Here is a 16,081-nt window from a genome sequence, read left to right on the forward strand (position 1 = left end):
GTGCAAGAGGGAAACCATTTCAGTGGGCCTTTGAGGCCAAGGCCGGTAATAGAGGCTTCCAGCCGCAGAGCAAACCACCAGTTCACACTGGTGGTTTTGATTACTTTGCATGGAAAGAAAGAATTGTGATAAAATACAGACGAGAACAGTAGAAAAGGGGAATTTATAGATGAATAACCCAAATCGTCAAGGAATCGTTGTGTGGTTGACCTCTTTAAAATACGCTAGGCAGTTACGACGTTTTGGACATGTTCAATATGTATCAAAAAAAATGAAGTACGTTGTTTTTTATTGTGATCAGGACAAAGTGGAGGATTTAATAAAAAAACTTTCTTCCTTTCATTTTGTTACAGATGTTCAACCGTCAATGCGCCCTTTTATAAGTACAGACTATCAGAACGCAAAGCCTGACAAAGCGAAAGAATACGATTATAAATTAGGTATTTAAACCAGACAAATGTCTGGTTTATTTTTAGCTCATCGGTGGAAGAATGCGTTGCAGGCGCAATAACCCTAATAGGTAATGATAATAGTGTTCTTCATTATGAAACTGCGTTGAGCTTTTTACACGTAAGGGGGGAGTCTCGTAGTTCATTGACTGGGCTAATTGATCAAATAGTGCAATTCGCTTACTCTGAACAGGGATGCCTTCCAAACAAATATAAATGGGCATAAAGCGACTCTCGCCTGCTGGTCTTAAAGCAATGGCGAGTGAGATTAATTCATCATCTGTTTGAAGCTTGATAAAAGCGTGAATACGTGATTGTTGAGTGGAGGCGAGCTCCATCAACTCAAAAAAATCAGCATAGCCTTGACCCAGTTTAATAAATCGTTGATTCATCATAATCTCCTTTAAGCTAGATGCTTGAAGAATAGCATGTCCATTCAGACCTGTCTAGAAAAAAAGGCATTCTTCTTTAAATAAAAGAAGAATGCCTTGCCATGATTTTCACATGGCTATGGGAGAGGAGAAACCGGAGGAAGAACTTATGGGGAAATGTAAGTCTTCTCCGCGGTTGTCGCAACACGTTCAGTGCTGCTAAACTAAGTATGTACGAACATATCAAGCTTTATACATAGTAAAGAAGGTGAAAATGTGCGAGTTGTTTCAGGAGAACAAGGTGGTCTACATTTAAAAGCTGTACCTGGTAAACAAACAAGACCAACAACAGATAAAGTAAAAGAGTCGTTATTCAATATGATTGGACCTTATTTTAATGGAGGAGACGGTCTAGATTTATATGCTGGTAGTGGTGGTCTTGGAATTGAGGCACTCAGCCGTGGGTTAACGAGCTGTGTTTTTGTAGATTCTCAATCAGCAGCAATCCAAACGATTCATGCTAATTTAGCCCATACGTCGCTAACGAAAAGAGCAAGTGTTTTTCGCAATGATAGTATTCGGGCATTAAAAGCATTAATTAAAAGAGAACAAGTCTTTCAGATGATATTTTTAGATCCACCTTATGCAAAGGCAAGCGATCATCTAAAAACAGTTCTCGCTCTAATTCATGATTTCAACCTATTGACTGACGGCGGCGTTGTTATATGTGAAACGGATACAAGTACATTGTTACCGGGTGCAATTGGCGCGATTCTAAAAGAACGAGAAGAAACGTATGGTGATACAAAAATAACCTTGTATAAAAAGGTGGATAACGATGACAAGAATAGCGATTAGTTCCGGAAGCTTTGATCCAGTCACAAACGGGCATATTGATCTATTTGAACGAGCCTCAAAGCTCTTTGATGAGATCATTGTTGTGATTTCGATTAATAATAAAAAAACACCGTTGTTATCACTCGACTTACGCAAGCAACTACTAGTAGAAGCAACAGCACATATTAAAAACCTGCGAATTGATACATTTGAAGGTTTGCTTGTTGACTATGCAAAAAAACAAAAGGCTGATGCAATTGTAAGAGGTCTGCGGTCAAGCACTGATTTTGACTATGAAAACAATATCGCGTCAATGAATAAACAGTTAGTGCCAGAACTTGAGACCATTTTCTTGATGACAAAACCAGCCTATTCCTTTGTCAGTTCTTCTATCGTAAAAGAAGCGGCTAGTTATGGTTCATGTATTCAAGATTTAGTCCCAAAAGGTGTGGAGAAAGCTTTAAAAAGAGCCTATAACGTTAACTAAACTCACTTTTAAAAGATTTGCATTTAAGAATAAAATAGCTGATTAAAGCAAAAAATGTGATTAAAGGTGCTAGTTGCTGAAACAGGTTCCAGCTTTCAATTAGTGGGTGTGGAAAGGGATGGACTGTAGCTATTGTCGCAGCTGACTGTGGGTTGTAAAAAAGCTTATAAAAGATAACGGCTAAGCAAGCTGAAAATACGCCGTGAAGGACTCTGGCATAAAAAAAGGGCCGGAACCGAATGTCAGAATCTGCTAAAATACTTGCGACTTGAGCTTGAATGGATAATCCGCCAAACCCAAGGATAAAGGATACAATGACAATTTGTGAAAGAAAAGTTGAGTCCGTTGTTTGACTGATCGCCTGAGCCCCAATTGTAATTTCAAACAATCCAGCAATAAAAGGTTCAGCTAAGGATGGCGATAAGCCAAAAATCCCAAATAAAAAGCCAATTAAGACTGCAAGTAGCGAAATCACGCCAATTAATGTAAGGAGCTTATTTAAAACAGAAAATAAGATAATAAACCCGCCGATCATAAGAAGGGTTTGAATCGACGATTTGACGGCATCACCTAATAGTTTTCCGATACTTCTCCCGTCTTTTAGTCGTTCTTGATGCAACGAGTGAAACGCTTCTCTGAGAGTTGTTTTTTTTGTTTCTCGAAGCAATGACTTGGTTTGGTGATCTTCTTTTCCATAAAACCGAAGGACGATACCAACCATAATATTCCCTGCGTAGTGGGAAAGCGCCAAAATCATTCCTAAAGCTGGGTTGAAAAAAAAACCTACAGCGATTGCGCCGAAAATAAAAAGTGGGTTGGAAGAGTTGGTAAAACCAGCTAAGCGCTCCCCTTCAATTCTAGTAATTCTTTTTTGTTGCCGCATCTGTACGGCTAGTTTTGCTCCAGCAGGGTTGCCGCTGGCTAACCCCATTGCCCAGACGAAGCCACCAAGTCCGGGGACACGGAACAAGGGACGCATTAATGGTTCTAAGATCACTCCGATAAAGGAAACAACACCAAAGCCTATTAATAATTCAGATACAATAAAAAAAGGCAACAAAGATGGAAAAACGACATTCCACCACATGTCAAGCCCTCTGCCAGATGCTTCAAGCGCTTCTTTGGGAAAAAGGACGAGTGAGAAAGCTAAGATGGTAGCGGCAAATGCGAGTGCGCCTGTCTTAATATATGATGCAGCCCGAGCTTCTTTCATGATGGGAATCCTCCTAACTAATCAATCAACTTGAAGCATGTCCTTTTAAATATACGCATAAGCCGTTTGTTTAGACCATAAGATTGAAACAGATTTAAACTACAAGTACAATTAAGGGGGACCAGTTATGGGGCAAAAAGAACCCGTTATTGGACTTGCCCTAGGCTCTGGAGGAGCTAGAGGGTTTGCTCATATTGGTGTGCTTCGGACACTGGAAGAGGCAGGGATAGAAGTTACATACTTAGCTGGTAGCAGCATAGGCGCTTTAGTTGCGACAATGTATGGTGTCGGTCACACTATTGATACATTAGAAACTTTCGCAAAGCTTTTTAAACGGAAGTTTTATTTAGATTTTACTGTATCAAGGCAAGGGTTGATTGCTGGCGAAAAAATTGAAAGTCTAGTACGATTACTCGCAAAGAGCAAAACGTTTGCTGAGTTAAGTTACCCTGTACAAGTTGTAGCAACTGATTTATTAACGGGTGACAAAGTGGTTATAAAAGACGGCGATATTGCAAAAGCGGTTCGAGCTAGCATGTCAATTCCAGGTGTTTTTGTACCAGTGCAAAGGGAAGGACAGCTTTTAGTTGACGGTGGTGTTGTCGAACGGGTGCCCATATCGGTTGTTCGTGAAATGGGTGCTGACCTTGTAATTGCCGTAGACGTATCTTTTTTTCGATCAAATTTAGTGAATCCCTCTATCCATGAAATCGTCATGCAAACAATGGATATAATGGGGCGAGAACTCGCAAAAAAACAAGAGAGTCAAGGCGATATCTTAATTCGCCCGATTATTAAACATTCAGCTCCTCTTGATTTTTCTGAAACACATCTGCTCATTGAACAAGGTGCTCAAGCATGTAAAGAACAGCTGCCACAGATAAAGAAAATGATTGACCATTGGAGGTAGGCTATGGAGGAACCACAGAAAAGATTCGCATGGAAACGATGGCTTGTACTCATTCTAGTAGTGTTGTTATTAGCACGATTTGAGTTGCCCTATTACTATAGTCAACCAGGGATGGCACAAACGGTTGATGGAATGGTTGAAGTTGAATCTGGATTTCACGATGATAGTGGGGTATTTATGTTAACCACAATCAGGAGTGCTAAAGCGACTCCGATCCTCGCTTTTTGGTCTTTATTTAGCGACTTCCGCTCGCTTTATCCAGCACCAACTAATATGTCCGATGATGAGTACGACATGAGACAAACGATGCTGATGACTGGATCGCAAGAAGATGCGAAGATCGCAGCTTATCAAGCGGCAGACATTGGCAATGTCACAATTGAGTACGACGGCGTATACGTGACTGGAATTGTTGATGGTATGTCCGCAGATGGAATGATTGAACCAGGAGATATCATTGAGCAAGTAAATGGGGAAGAGATTCAAACAGCTGAAGACTTGCTTCAAAAATTAAGTGAGTTTCAATTAGACGATGAAGTTGACTTAGGGATTAAGCGTGAGGAAGAACGATTTACCAGGACATTAACATTTTCTGAGTTTCCTGAACAGGAACAGATTGAAGCAGGACGGGTTGGTATCGGCATTTCCGGACCTGTAACGAATCGTTCTGTTGAATTAAATCCTCCAGTTACCATTTCGGCAGGTGCCATTGGAGGACCATCAGCGGGTTTAATGTTTGCGCTTGAAATTTATAGTCAATTAGAAGAAATTGATTTAACAAAAGGGTATAATATCGCTGGTACAGGTACAATCAACGAAGACGGTCAAGTCGGTCCGATTGGCGGGGCAAATCAGAAAATCGTCGCTGCTGATCGAGAAGGAGCCGATTTCTTTTTAGTGCCAAATCAAGCTGGGGCGCCGGGCTCTAATTTTGAAGAAGCAAGTGAAGCAGCTGAACGGATTGGAACAGATATGGTTATTGTTCCGATAGATACACTTGATGAGGCATTGGCGTTCTTAAAGGGGCTTCCACAAAAAGAAAGCGAAGAAAAGCCGTGACGCTATGTCACGGCTTTTTCAAATAGATCGGAGGTTGTTTGTATTCGTCTAGCAACCGCGTCGCTAGTTCTTTTGGTTTGGAAGCGAGCCAGTAGCATTGACTTGTCCGTAAATCACAGGCACCAGCAGTATGATATTGTTTGAGTTCGGCCTGTCTTGTTACGAGGGGAACAGTCAGTTGCTTTTTATGCTGATTCAAGTAAGTTTTTCCTAATTCAGTCATACCTAAGAGTCGAATATAGTTCATCGGTTCCTGCTTGTGGATGTGCTGAAGTTCTTCTTTTGTTGTTCCCGTTAAGAGGTGTGCAAACAAGCGCTGTAAACGTGTTCGTGTATAGCGTTTTGTTTTTAATTTCGTTAGCCAGTCTTCCACAGAGGTAGCAGTTAAGCCGGTTTCAATCACTCGGTGTTCAATACCTTCCTCACATTCAGCGATTTTGCTAATATCAGCTAAAGAACTTGATAACACTTTATGTTGTAAGAAAGGAAAATAAGCTTCCCATTGATGGAAAAAGTGGTGTTTTTCTTGATATTTTTTTAGCAAGAAAGCCGTTTCTTCTGGAACAACCTGTGTGAACGGATCTCCTTGAGCAATCGCATTACGAATACTGGTTGCACTTGCAATGCTACCTGCACCGATCTCTGCGTCATGGTAATCGGCGTGAAGTCTTTTTGTGGTGTAGGGTATGAGCGGTGCTTGTTGCTCATTGATTGCCTGTACATAGTGGAAGCCAAGGATGTTATTTGGTTTGGACAAAGGAAGTAAGCGATCCAGTTGATTTAATTGTGTAAAAGCAGCTGCACTTGCCGCTGGGTAAGACATTCCCTGTTTTAAAGCTTTTTGAACAAATAAATCATATTCCGTTTTATGTTGCTTCATATAATGGACAAGCGTATTAAACGGTTCAATTTGTCCTGCTTCGCTACCAAAATGGAGTGAATCGCAACCAAGTTCGGTTAAAATTCGTATGGCTCCTGTGGCAAATGTTTTAGCCGTTTGCACGGAGAACGCATAAGGAAGCTCAACCACTAGATCAACGCCAGCGTTTAGCGCCATTTTTGTACGTTGCCATTTTGCCAGTAACGCAGGTTCGCCGCGTTGTAAAAAGGAACCACTCATTACAGCAATAACAATTTCTGCGTTCGTTTGTATACGGGCTTGATCAATGTGATATTTATGACCATTATGAAAAGGATTATACTCAACTACTAAGCCGACTGATTTCAAATTAGAACCTCCTCAACACTTTGCACTTATTGTCTTTCCGTGCTAAAATAAGAGCGTTGTTTCTAATTAGTATAGCGTATAAAACAGGCGTGTGGAATGGGTTAGTATTTGGTGTAAAGAAAAAAGGTTGACATTCCAATCTTGTAGTTTTATAATGATTTTTGTTGCCTTAAGAGGTGAGTTATAGATGAAATGGACGATTCAGCAGCTTCAACAAGCTCGCTACGAAACCATTCATTTCGATGAATTGGTTGAGATGGAAGAGGTATTGACAGAACACCCAGATGTAAGGGGTTCAAGTTCGATTCAATTTAAAGGGACGATTGTTGCTAAGCGTAACGTTTACACATTTCAATTTACCATTAGTGGAAAATTGACATTGCCGTGTTCGCGAACGCTAGCAGATGTAGATTGGCCATTTGAGATTGAAGGGACGGCCCACTTTGTCCTTCAAGGGGAGACTCGTCCAGTAGAACTGGTTGAAGAAGATTGTTACAGCTATTCTGGCGAAGAACTAGATGTGTCGCACCTTCTTCAAGAACGTATTCTTGTTGAAATTCCGATCCAGGTATTTGCGGACAATCCATCTAACGTATTAGCCCCGCCTTCAGGAAAGGATTGGGAGCTGATTACGGACAAAGCTAAACAAAAGCAGGTTGATCCAAGACTTGCTGATTTAGCGAAGTTTTTTGATAAAGAATAAGAGCGTATGAAATGATGGATGAAGGAGGTGTAATCAATGGCAGTACCTTTTAGAAGAACTTCTAAGACTAGAAAAAACAAACGCCGTACTCACTTTAAGCTTGAGGTTCCAGGCATGGTTCAGTGCCCGGATTGTGGAGAGTACAAACTTTCACACCGTGTATGTAAAGAGTGTGGAACGTACAAAGGTGAAAAAGTAGCTTCAAAATAAAACAGAAAGCCATTAGGCTTTCTGTTTTTTTTGTATAAGAAAAAGCAAGGCTGGGCATTCTGTTTTAATAGAATAAATGTCTATTTAATTCATGAGGTGCATAGACTTTACTACGGTAATAGTGGATAAGGAAGAGGGGGTTAAACAATGACGGCTAATCGCCAAGATGCATGGTCACATGAAGATGACTTATTGCTTGCGGAAACTGTTCTTCGACATATACGGGAAGGCAGTACGCAGTTGGCTGCTTTTGAAGAGGTGGCAGAAGCGTTGGTCCGCACAAGTGCAGCCTGTGGCTTTCGTTGGAATTCAACGATTCGAAAGAAATATGAAGCAGAGGTAAACTTAGCAAAGAAGAAGCGAACGGCAATAAAGCGAGAAAAATCAAAAGCACAGGTGGTCCGAGAACCTCTTACTCAACCTCTCGAACCGATACAGGAAAACGATGTTGCAGCTGAACAAGTATCTTCTCTAGAAATGACGAACTTAGATGATGTGATTGAATTTCTTAAGGGTTTTAAAGAGAAACAAAGTAAACTTGATGAAACGGTTCTACTAAAAGAAGAAAATGAAAGCTTACGAGAGAAACTGAGTCAAGTAGAAAACGAAAAGAACATCATTACGCAAGATTATCGGGCTTTATTAGAAATTATGGAACGTGCTCGAAAACTAACCAATTCCGCAATGTTCGAAAAAACGACTTAACAAGCCGCTACGTAGTAGCGGCTTGTTTTTATTCGGCAGTTTGTTTTGTATTTGTTTTCTTAGCGTTTTGTTCTTGAACCCCGGAAGGAAACCAAACATACGGGCTTTCCCCGCGATCGCGCAGTTCATTATACGTAATCGGTTCAAAGCCAAGCTTAGACCAAAATTCGCCTGTGCTTTGTCTAGCGTTAGTTTTTACTGGTAAATCAAATTTCTTGGCAAAATCGATTAATGCTCGACCGTAGCCTTGACCACGATAAGGCTCCAGTACCTCGAGTTTCCAGAGTTCCAAATAGTCTTGCGGTGGGTCAAAGTATTTATCAAAATTTCCATCGATACGATAGAGGCTCATACGTGCTACAAGCTTCTTTCCATAGTAAATGCCGTAAAAAGGTGACTCACTATCATTCTCAATCATACTCTCATTTAAATCATCTTTCATTGATAATTCAGCAGCACCGAATTCTCTGAAATGGCGGAACTCTTCTAGTGTTTTGTAATTGATGAGTAATCGTTCGACTTTAATCATTATGACTGAATCCTCCTATGCCCAATGGGATTTACACCCCTATATTACTACAAATAAGCTGAAAGCGCATTAAAAACAAAAATGTTTGTTAATTGCTGATCATAAGAAGGCACAATAGTGTGATACAATGGGTCCATTCGTCAATGTGTGGAGGGAAATAAGTGAAAATTGCTATTATCGGTGCCGGAGCGGTCGGATTGTTTTTGGCGGCATCCTGCCAAAAAGCGGGGCAAAGCGTTACCGTATTTACGCGAACGGAAGCAAGTGCATCTGTCATTAATAAAGAGGGCATTACTTTAACAGGTCGGATGTCAAACATAACACCAGTTGAAGCGAAACATGAGTTAAACGAAAACGAAACGTTTGACCTCGTAATTGTTGCCGTGAAGTCGTATCATGTTAGCAATGTGCTTAAACAATTTAAACTATTATGGCAGAAAGGTTGCAGCTGGTTATTTGTCCAAAATGGGATGGATCATCTAGAAGAATTGACTGCTATTCCTTCTTCAGTCTATTTAGGCGTTATGGAATACGGTTTATATAAGCACGACCATCGAGCAGTTGTTGATGTGAGGGGAATTGGACAATTGAAAATGGCTGTCTATAGGAATAAGCAAGTCTCATCATCTAATAAGGAAGTAGAGACTCTGTTTCCCTTTTCTAATCTGAATGTGGTGTGGATGGATGGTTACCAAAAAATGCTTGAAGACAAACTTGTGGTAAATGTATGTATCAATCCATTGACGGCAATCTTACAAGTTAAAAATGGAGAGTTACGAACGAACCCCATCTATCAAAAAGAAATGCACGCATATTTTATAGAAGTAATGAATGTTTTAGAACGTGGCGATATGGAACAGATGTGGGAATATGTGTTGAGTGTTTGCTTAAAAACGGCCGCTAATGAGTCTTCAATGCTTGTTGATTTAAAACGAGGCAGAAAACTAGAGCTTGATGCCATTGTGGGGTATGTTCTAAAAAGAGGTCATGAAAAAAGAATTGGCACGCCAAAATTAACAAATGCTTATGAGCAATTGGTAGGTAGTTCAGTATGATTATTCAACTGTTGTCAAACTTAATTGCAACTGCGGTCGTGTTGCCTTTTTTCGTCCTACTTTGTGTTTATCTTACTTTGAGGCTATTTAAACCGAATCAAATTGCTTTGCGAACAGCCTTTGACTATTCAACTCCATTTTTTATTCTTGCTCTATTTATTTATGCACATTATTTGTTCCCTACGTACGGTTTATTCTTAATGGGACTGGGGATGTTTGTATGGGCTGTCCTGCTTGCTTTTTTTATACAATGGATTAGCCCTACGGCAGCTGCAAATCAAAAAGGAAAAATGTTCTGGAGGCTGTGCTTTCTTAGCGCAACCACAGTGTATAGTCTATTCCTTACGAGCATTGTCGTCAGTTACTTGTTTCATTAAGCAACTTATTTGGTTGTGAGGACTGTTTTTGCTATTATGAAACAGAACTATGTCATTTGTAGAATGAGGAGATTGCGTCATGAGAATAGAGGAGCTAGGAAACGACAGCTTAACAGGTGTTTTAGCTGATTATATAGTAAATGCAGATCAACTGAGTGATCTGTTTTCATACATGCCAAGTGACAATGGTTGGTTAGAACTGAGAAGAAATGATTTGAGTGAGCGCTCCTTTTCACATAAAGAAGAATTAGTTAGTTTGCTTGAACAGACACATCAGACCTTACCGAATAATCAAGCGTGTATGGAACAAATACATAAACTAAAACAAGCAAATGCAACTGTTGTTGTTACCGGACAGCAGGCAGGCATTTTAGCAGGACCTTTATACACAGTCTATAAAGCAATGACCGCTATTGTTCAGGCTAAACAGTATGAACAAATGCTTGATGTACCTGTTGTCCCCCTTTTTTGGATTGCTGGGGAAGACCATGATCTGGATGAGATTCGCTTTGTTTATACCACTAAGGATCTAGCTTGGAGTAAAAAAATGCTCCATGATGAAGCGAATGGTCAATCAGCTACGGATAAAGAGCTACCTGAGGGTGAATTAGTTGAGCTAATTAATCAATTTTTTAAAGGATTTGCTGAAACGAAACAAACCAGACGATTAAAAGAAACAACGCTTGCTTTTGCAAAAGACGCAAAAACGTATAGCGATTTCTTCTTACACGTTATGCACCATTTTTTCAAAGATGAGGGCCTGCTTTATTTAGATAGTGGGGATGAATCTTTACGAAAAATTGAACAACCTTTCTTTAAAGAAATAATAGAAAAGATGCCCCTTTTGCAGCAAAAACAAGTTCTGGGTGAAGAGAATTTTGTGAGAAAGGGTTATGCGAAACCGATTGGAACAGACGCCAGCAATGCCCATTTATTTTATAAGCTTGACAATAAAAGACGTCGGCTTGATTTTGAAGACGGTCAATTCTTCATTAAAGATACGTCAGCAACGTTTTCGAAAGAAGAGCTGCTTCAATTAGTTGAGGAGCATCCTGAGCGGTTTAGTAACAATGTAGTAACGAGACCATTAATGCAGGAATGGTTGTTGCCAACAGTAGCTTTTGTAGCAGGTCCAGGAGAACTTGCCTACTGGGCAACGTTGAAAGATGTGTTTAGCTCGTTTGAATTCAAGTTAACCCCTGTATTGCCAAGATTGTCCGTCACGTTCATTCCTCGACAAGTGGAGCGGCATATATATTCGAAAGAAGAACAAGTGACCGATTATTTAATGGGAAAAGGTGAAGCGTTAAAGCAGTCTTGGTTAGAGAGTCAGCACTCGTTTCAAATTGAAGCGGTCGCTGATCAAACGTTAGCTGCATTTGAAAAAGCACACCTCCCTTTTCGAGAGTTAGCTGGAGAAATGAGTCCAACGCTGCATGACATGAGTATAAAGAATAAAGCATTTATTGAAGATCAAATCGAATTTCTGCGTAATCGTATGAGAAAAGAAATCGAGTTTCGGTATGCGACAGAACTAACTAAATATGAAGAAGCGTTGACGTGGCTTCGTCCTTTAAATCAGCCCCAAGAACGAATTGTAAACCCATTTACACTTTTAAATATCGGGGGGGAAGACATTTTTTCGAGAATGTTGGACGAAATCCATGAAATTCCAACGGGGCACATGCTTGTTTATTTATAAACTTGTCAGCTCTTGTCAACAGAAAAATCATTTAAAATCCTGGCATGTAGCAGGATTTTTTTTTATTTTTGTGGAAAAGTAGAGTTCAAGGTGGTGGAAAGTGGAGCTTTGTGGTAAGTTAAGGGGAGAAAGTGGGGGGAGGCTAGCAGGTCATGTTTTTAGGTGAATTTCGGCATTCAATTGATGAAAAAGGCCGCATGATTGTGCCTGCTAAATTCCGAGAGCATTTAGGAACCCCGTTCGTTATCACAAGAGGTTTGGATCGATGTTTGTTTGTTTATCCAAAAGCCGAGTGGGACAAATTAGAAAACCAATTAAAGGATTTACCATTTACCAAAAAAGATGCCAGAGCATTTACCCGCTTTTTCTTTTCTGGTGCATCTGAATGTGACCTTGATAAACAAGGAAGAATGAATGTTCCCACTCCTTTAAGAGACTACGCTCAGCTTGAAAAAGAATGTGTTGTTATAGGTGTATCGAATCGAATGGAAGTATGGAGCAAAGCGCTTTGGGAAGACTATGTTTCAGAGTCTGAAGAATCATTTGCCGATATTGCTGAGAACTTAGTTGACTTCGACCTCTAGAAGAAATAGAAATTAGGTGCATGATGTTTTTACATACAACGGTGTTAAAAGAAGAATCAATCAAAGCATTAAATATTAAGCCAGACGGTGTCTATGTTGACTGTACTCTTGGTGGTGCTGGGCACTCAAAGCAAATACTTGAACAGTTAGATAGCGGTCATCTATTTGCATTCGATCAGGATGAAACAGCACTTGCGCACGCGAGACAATTATTAGAACCGTACTCAGGGAAATTCACTTTAATTAAAAGCAATTTCCGCTACTTGAAGACAGAATTAGCAGAACGAGGAATTGAGCAAATAGACGGAATTCTTTTTGATTTGGGTGTTTCTTCACCACAACTTGATGAAGCTAGCCGCGGCTTTAGCTATCATCAGGATGCGCCACTTGATATGAGAATGGATCAAACGGCTTTGTTAACAGCAAAAGAAGTTGTCAATGAATGGCCTTTTGCTAAATTGCTCTCTATTATCTCGCGCTATGGTGAAGAGAAATTTGCGAAACAGATTGCTAGAAAAATCGAAGCTGCTCGTGAAAAAAAGCCAATCGAATCAACTGCTGAATTAGTTGAGATCATTAAAGATGCGATTCCTGCTCCAGCGAGACGAACAGGTGGACACCCAGCAAAACGAACGTTTCAAGCGATTCGAATTGCTGTTAATGATGAGTTAGGTGCTTTTGAAGAAGCGTTAATAGACGGGTTAGAGTTATTAGCACTTCAGGGAAGAATGGCTGTTATTACGTTTCATTCACTTGAGGATCGCTTGTGCAAACAAGTATTTAAAGAGAAAACGAAACTACCAGATTTACCGAAAGGCTTACCCGTCATACCAGATGATCAACAAGCTCCTTTTAAGCTTGTAACGAGAAAACCGATCATTGCAACCGAAGATGAACTTGAAGCAAATAACCGTGCACGCTCGGCAAAGCTACGGACAATTGAAAAAATAGCGGATAAGTAGAAGGAGGGCAAACCATGCTCGCAAGACAACAAACGATGCAACAGCCGCAACATCAACCTCAAACTCCATTAAAAGAAAAACAAGTCGTTCGCTACAGAGCGCGAATTACACTAGGTGAGAAAGTTATTGCTGGGTTTTTAGCAGTTGTGTTATTTACAATGTTGAGCTTTGTTGTACATAATTATTCAACAATATACGGCCTGAATCTATCCATTCAAAATGTGGAGAGAGAGATAAACACAATTACGTTGCAAAACGAAGGCTTAAAAACGGAACTTGCTGAGATTAGCTCGCCATATGAGGTCATGCGTCAAGCGAAGGAATTGGGAATGAAGTCTCCGGGGGAACATAACTAGTTCAGTTGAACTAGTTTTTTATTTCGAAAGAAAGGGGAATAAACTGGTGGAAATAAAACGAGCAGTCACGAATAAACGAGCGGTTTTTTTAATGTTCTTGTTCATCACGGTGCTACTCATTATGTTTGGACGGATGACTTATATACAGTTAACAAAAGAAGTAAGAGGACATGATCTTCAAGAAATGGCTGCACAGAAATACGATCGCTCTCAAGTTTTAGAGAGTAGTCGAGGCTCAATTTTAGATCGACATGGTAGTGTCCTTGCTGAGGACGTACCGGCTTATAATGTTGTTGCCGTCCTATCACCTAATCAAGGGGAAAACCAATTCGTTGAAGACGCAGCAGCAACGGCTGAAGCACTGGCTCCATTTGTTGGGATGGATCAACTACAACTCGAAAACCAAATCCAATCGGGAATTGATAACGGACGATACCAGATTGAGCTGGGTGCTGGATCGCGTAATCTCACATATAATCAAAAAACACAAGTAAGTGAATTGGAACTTCCGGGAATTATGATTGAGGAAACTAGCCGGCGCTATTATCCAAAGCAAACATTTGCTTCTCATGTTATCGGTCAGCAGAGTATTCTAGAAGGCGTCAACCATATGGGGCTTGAAGGAAGGCTTAACGACGATTTAGAGTCGGTTGATGGGCATATTGAATATTCTAGCCTTCATCGTGGTCTTACGGCGGCAACTGATCGAATTACGATGCCTGAAGATGGTGCAGATGTTTATACAACGATTGATACGAATATTCAAGCAGCGCTTGAGCAAGCAATGGCTCAAGTAGAGGAAGAGTATGCACCTGAGAAAATGACTGCTATTGCCGCAGATCCCCGGACTGGAGAAATATTAGCGATGTCTAATCGACCGAGCTTTAATCCGAATCAGTATGGAGAAATAGAAAACTATTTAAATTATGCTGTGCAAGATGCCGTTGAGCCAGGTTCAACATTGAAAATGTTTACTGTGGCAGCTGCGATTGAAGAGGGTGTTTTTGATACTGAACGCACGTTTAAGTCAGGTAAATATGAAATTGATTTACATTCTAACCCTGTAAACGACGTTAATCCCGATGGTTGGGGAGAAATTAGCTATGAAGAAGGTTTTCAGCGTTCATCCAACGTGCTTGTCTCTAAGCTTGTGCTTGAAGATTTAGGGATAGAATCTTTTTATTCTTATTTAAACGATTTTGGATTTGGTGAGCGAACTGGCGTTGATTTGGATCAAGAAAGCACAGGACGTGTTGAACCAGGAAGACGTTCAGATGCTGCCAGAACATCATTTGGCCAAAATTCAACCGTCACACCCATTCAAATGATTCAAGCCGCAACTGCAATCGCAAATGATGGTGTGATGATGAAGCCTTACATTGTCAAAGAAGTAAAGGACTCTGCGGGTAAAACGTTACGTCAAGGAGAAAGTGAAGTTGTTGGTGAACCGATCTCAGCATCAACTGCCCAGCAAACGCGTGAGTTGTTACGTGGTGTTGTTGACGGCGAGTTTGGAACAGGCAAGAAATATAATCTCCAAGGACTTGATGTAGCTGGAAAAACCGGGACAGCTCAAATTGCTGAAGGTGGAGAATATTTGAGAGGTCATGGACAGCATTTGTATTCGTTCATGGGCATGGCCCCGTATGAAGATCCAAAAGTCGTGCTCTATGTCTCAGTCACAAAGCCAAAGCTAAGTGAAGGGGATTCTGGCAATGACCCTGTTTCTCTTATTTTTAACGCTGTGATGCAACGGAGTATGTCCTATATGGATCTTGAACCAAGTGATGAGGAACTGATAGAAGAAGCCGAGAAACAAGGAATTGAGATGCCTGATCTCGTTGGTGAACATCCTACAAATCTAGCAGGTTTAAACGAAGAACAAGTGGTTGTGATTGGCGATGGAAGCACAATTGAGAAGCAGCAGCCACAAGCTGATGCGAAGCTGCTGAATGGCGAGCGCGTTGTTGTTAAGACTGATGGCAATACGTTTGCATTACCTGACATGACCGGCTGGTCCTATCGTGATGTATTAAAAGTAGCTGAATCATTAGACTTAGAACTTACGCCAAATGGAAGTGGGTTTGTTACGAAGCAAGATCCGCCAGCGGGAACCGATGTGTCACCTGGGGAATCAATCAAGATAGAGTTTGGCTCGAGAATGGAGTTAGAATCAATGCAGGTAGACAATGAAAGTGAACCAATTGATGAAGAGGTAGCTGAGGAAACGGAAGATGAAGCAGAGTCCGATGAATAGGTAAGTGAAACCCGATTTGCTAAAAGCAAATCGGGTTCTTCTTTTTTTTAGCCAGTTTTTGAGTGGGATCACCTCCGTTCTAGAATA

At 40.6% G+C, this 16,081-nt stretch carries 19 protein-coding genes; 15 read left to right on the forward strand and 4 right to left on the reverse strand.

Features of this window, described 5'->3' with window-relative positions:
• Nucleotides 1–169: 169 nt before the first annotated feature.
• Nucleotides 170–448 (forward strand): YlbG family protein, encoded by a 279-nt coding sequence (locus JOC54_RS03640; protein WP_054792340.1) that lies wholly within the window; start codon nt 170–172, stop codon nt 446–448.
• A 24-nt stretch (nt 449–472) separates the two neighbouring features.
• Here the strand turns inward: JOC54_RS03640 and JOC54_RS03645 are convergent, their stop codons facing one another.
• The gene (locus tag JOC54_RS03645; RefSeq protein ID WP_204464520.1) at nt 473–841 is read right to left on the reverse strand and encodes a DUF7147 family protein; all 369 of its coding nucleotides are present in this window, start codon (nt 839–841) and stop codon (nt 473–475) included.
• A 255-nt stretch (nt 842–1,096) separates the two neighbouring features.
• Here JOC54_RS03645 and rsmD point away from each other — a divergent pair, with 255 nt between their 5' ends.
• Together rsmD and coaD are read left to right on the forward strand one after the other, a co-directional pair.
• Nucleotides 1,097–1,678 (forward strand): 16S rRNA (guanine(966)-N(2))-methyltransferase RsmD, encoded by a 582-nt coding sequence (gene rsmD, locus JOC54_RS03650; RefSeq protein WP_204464523.1) that lies wholly within the window; start codon nt 1,097–1,099, stop codon nt 1,676–1,678.
• Nucleotides 1,659–2,144, forward strand: coding sequence for a pantetheine-phosphate adenylyltransferase (gene coaD / locus JOC54_RS03655; RefSeq protein WP_035421076.1), 486 nt, complete (start codon nt 1,659–1,661; stop codon nt 2,142–2,144). Before rsmD ends, coaD begins: the two co-directional genes overlap by 20 nt.
• Here coaD and ylbJ read toward each other — a convergent pair.
• Nucleotides 2,137–3,357 (reverse strand): sporulation integral membrane protein YlbJ, encoded by a 1,221-nt coding sequence (ylbJ, locus tag JOC54_RS03660; protein WP_204464529.1) that lies wholly within the window; start codon nt 3,355–3,357, stop codon nt 2,137–2,139. The genes coaD and ylbJ overlap by 8 nt on opposite strands.
• A gap of 127 nt (nt 3,358–3,484) precedes the next feature.
• Here ylbJ and JOC54_RS03665 point away from each other — a divergent pair, with 127 nt between their 5' ends.
• On the forward strand, nt 3,485–4,267 hold the full coding sequence (locus tag JOC54_RS03665) for a patatin-like phospholipase family protein (RefSeq protein WP_204464536.1): 783 nt from the start codon (nt 3,485–3,487) through the stop codon (nt 4,265–4,267).
• A 3-nt stretch (nt 4,268–4,270) separates the two neighbouring features.
• On the forward strand, nt 4,271–5,326 hold the full coding sequence (locus tag JOC54_RS03670; RefSeq protein ID WP_204464537.1) for a SepM family pheromone-processing serine protease: 1,056 nt from the start codon (nt 4,271–4,273) through the stop codon (nt 5,324–5,326).
• Between the two features lie 7 nt (nt 5,327–5,333).
• Here JOC54_RS03670 and JOC54_RS03675 read toward each other — a convergent pair whose 3' ends face one another.
• Nucleotides 5,334–6,554 (reverse strand): nucleotidyltransferase, encoded by a 1,221-nt coding sequence (locus JOC54_RS03675; protein ID WP_204464538.1) that lies wholly within the window; start codon nt 6,552–6,554, stop codon nt 5,334–5,336.
• Nucleotides 6,555–6,741: 187 nt separating this feature from the next.
• Here JOC54_RS03675 and JOC54_RS03680 point away from each other — a divergent pair, with 187 nt between their 5' ends.
• The 3 genes from JOC54_RS03680 (at nt 6,742) to JOC54_RS03690 (ending at nt 8,172) form a co-directional block, all read left to right on the forward strand.
• Entirely contained in the window at nt 6,742–7,257 is a 516-nt protein-coding gene (locus JOC54_RS03680; RefSeq protein WP_035421073.1) for a YceD family protein, read from the forward strand.
• Nucleotides 7,258–7,293: 36 nt separating this feature from the next.
• Complete coding sequence (rpmF, locus tag JOC54_RS03685) at nt 7,294–7,467, forward strand: 50S ribosomal protein L32 (protein ID WP_035421072.1); 174 nt, start codon at nt 7,294–7,296, stop codon at nt 7,465–7,467.
• A 147-nt stretch (nt 7,468–7,614) separates the two neighbouring features.
• A complete protein-coding gene (locus JOC54_RS03690) occupies nt 7,615–8,172 on the forward strand; it encodes an RsfA family transcriptional regulator (protein ID WP_204464539.1) in 558 nt (185 codons plus the stop codon).
• Between the two features lie 28 nt (nt 8,173–8,200).
• Here JOC54_RS03690 and JOC54_RS03695 read toward each other — a convergent pair whose 3' ends face one another.
• Nucleotides 8,201–8,701 (reverse strand): N-acetyltransferase, encoded by a 501-nt coding sequence (locus JOC54_RS03695; RefSeq protein WP_035421070.1) that lies wholly within the window; start codon nt 8,699–8,701, stop codon nt 8,201–8,203.
• Between the two features lie 161 nt (nt 8,702–8,862).
• Between JOC54_RS03695 and JOC54_RS03700 the strand changes: the two genes are divergently transcribed.
• The 7 genes from JOC54_RS03700 (at nt 8,863) to JOC54_RS03730 (ending at nt 15,994) form a co-directional block, all read left to right on the forward strand.
• Nucleotides 8,863–9,756: a 2-dehydropantoate 2-reductase gene (locus JOC54_RS03700; protein WP_204464540.1), complete on the forward strand. Its 894-nt coding sequence runs from the start codon at nt 8,863–8,865 to the stop codon at nt 9,754–9,756.
• Complete coding sequence (locus JOC54_RS03705) at nt 9,753–10,133, forward strand: DUF3397 family protein (RefSeq protein WP_204464542.1); 381 nt, start codon at nt 9,753–9,755, stop codon at nt 10,131–10,133. The genes JOC54_RS03700 and JOC54_RS03705 overlap by 4 nt, the downstream gene beginning before the upstream one ends.
• Before the next feature lie 79 nt (nt 10,134–10,212).
• The gene (bshC, locus tag JOC54_RS03710) at nt 10,213–11,835 is read left to right on the forward strand and encodes a bacillithiol biosynthesis cysteine-adding enzyme BshC (RefSeq protein ID WP_204464544.1); all 1,623 of its coding nucleotides are present in this window, start codon (nt 10,213–10,215) and stop codon (nt 11,833–11,835) included.
• A gap of 152 nt (nt 11,836–11,987) precedes the next feature.
• Nucleotides 11,988–12,419, forward strand: a complete 432-nt coding sequence (gene mraZ / locus JOC54_RS03715) for a division/cell wall cluster transcriptional repressor MraZ (protein WP_035421769.1) — start codon at nt 11,988–11,990, stop codon at nt 12,417–12,419.
• A gap of 23 nt (nt 12,420–12,442) precedes the next feature.
• Nucleotides 12,443–13,381 carry a 16S rRNA (cytosine(1402)-N(4))-methyltransferase RsmH gene (rsmH, locus tag JOC54_RS03720; protein WP_035421771.1) on the forward strand — a complete coding sequence of 313 codons (939 nt, stop codon included), beginning with the start codon at nt 12,443–12,445 and terminating at the stop codon, nt 13,379–13,381.
• Nucleotides 13,382–13,395: 14 nt separating this feature from the next.
• The gene (locus JOC54_RS03725; RefSeq protein ID WP_035421773.1) at nt 13,396–13,737 is read left to right on the forward strand and encodes a septum formation initiator family protein; all 342 of its coding nucleotides are present in this window, start codon (nt 13,396–13,398) and stop codon (nt 13,735–13,737) included.
• 46 nt (nt 13,738–13,783) lie between these two features.
• Nucleotides 13,784–15,994, forward strand: coding sequence for a penicillin-binding transpeptidase domain-containing protein (locus JOC54_RS03730; protein WP_204464551.1), 2,211 nt, complete (start codon nt 13,784–13,786; stop codon nt 15,992–15,994).
• The last annotated feature ends 87 nt before the right edge of the window (nt 15,995–16,081 follow it).

Origin of the sequence: Shouchella xiaoxiensis (genome assembly GCF_016907895.1) — a bacterium.
GTDB classification, from domain to species: Bacteria; Bacillota; Bacilli; order Bacillales; family Bacillaceae_D; genus Shouchella; species Shouchella xiaoxiensis.

Bases quoted from the DNA above. Each gene is read 5' to 3' on its own strand.
- JOC54_RS03640 (WP_054792340.1), top strand. From the start codon at position 170: ATGAATAACCCAAATCGTCAAGGAATCGTTGTGTGGTTGACCTCTTTA.
- JOC54_RS03645 (WP_204464520.1), bottom strand. From the start codon at position 841: ATGAATCAACGATTTATTAAACTGGGTCAAGGCTATGCTGATTTTTTT.
- coaD (WP_035421076.1), top strand. From the start codon at position 1,659: ATGACAAGAATAGCGATTAGTTCCGGAAGCTTTGATCCAGTCACAAAC.
- ylbJ (WP_204464529.1), bottom strand. From the start codon at position 3,357: ATGAAAGAAGCTCGGGCTGCATCATATATTAAGACAGGCGCACTCGCA.
- JOC54_RS03665 (WP_204464536.1), top strand. From the start codon at position 3,485: ATGGGGCAAAAAGAACCCGTTATTGGACTTGCCCTAGGCTCTGGAGGA.
- JOC54_RS03670 (WP_204464537.1), top strand. From the start codon at position 4,271: ATGGAGGAACCACAGAAAAGATTCGCATGGAAACGATGGCTTGTACTC.
- JOC54_RS03680 (WP_035421073.1), top strand. From the start codon at position 6,742: ATGAAATGGACGATTCAGCAGCTTCAACAAGCTCGCTACGAAACCATT.
- rpmF (WP_035421072.1), top strand. From the start codon at position 7,294: ATGGCAGTACCTTTTAGAAGAACTTCTAAGACTAGAAAAAACAAACGC.
- JOC54_RS03690 (WP_204464539.1), top strand. From the start codon at position 7,615: ATGACGGCTAATCGCCAAGATGCATGGTCACATGAAGATGACTTATTG.
- JOC54_RS03695 (WP_035421070.1), bottom strand. From the start codon at position 8,701: ATGATTAAAGTCGAACGATTACTCATCAATTACAAAACACTAGAAGAG.
- JOC54_RS03705 (WP_204464542.1), top strand. From the start codon at position 9,753: ATGATTATTCAACTGTTGTCAAACTTAATTGCAACTGCGGTCGTGTTG.
- bshC (WP_204464544.1), top strand. From the start codon at position 10,213: ATGAGAATAGAGGAGCTAGGAAACGACAGCTTAACAGGTGTTTTAGCT.
- mraZ (WP_035421769.1), top strand. From the start codon at position 11,988: ATGTTTTTAGGTGAATTTCGGCATTCAATTGATGAAAAAGGCCGCATG.
- rsmH (WP_035421771.1), top strand. From the start codon at position 12,443: ATGTTTTTACATACAACGGTGTTAAAAGAAGAATCAATCAAAGCATTA.
- JOC54_RS03725 (WP_035421773.1), top strand. From the start codon at position 13,396: ATGCTCGCAAGACAACAAACGATGCAACAGCCGCAACATCAACCTCAA.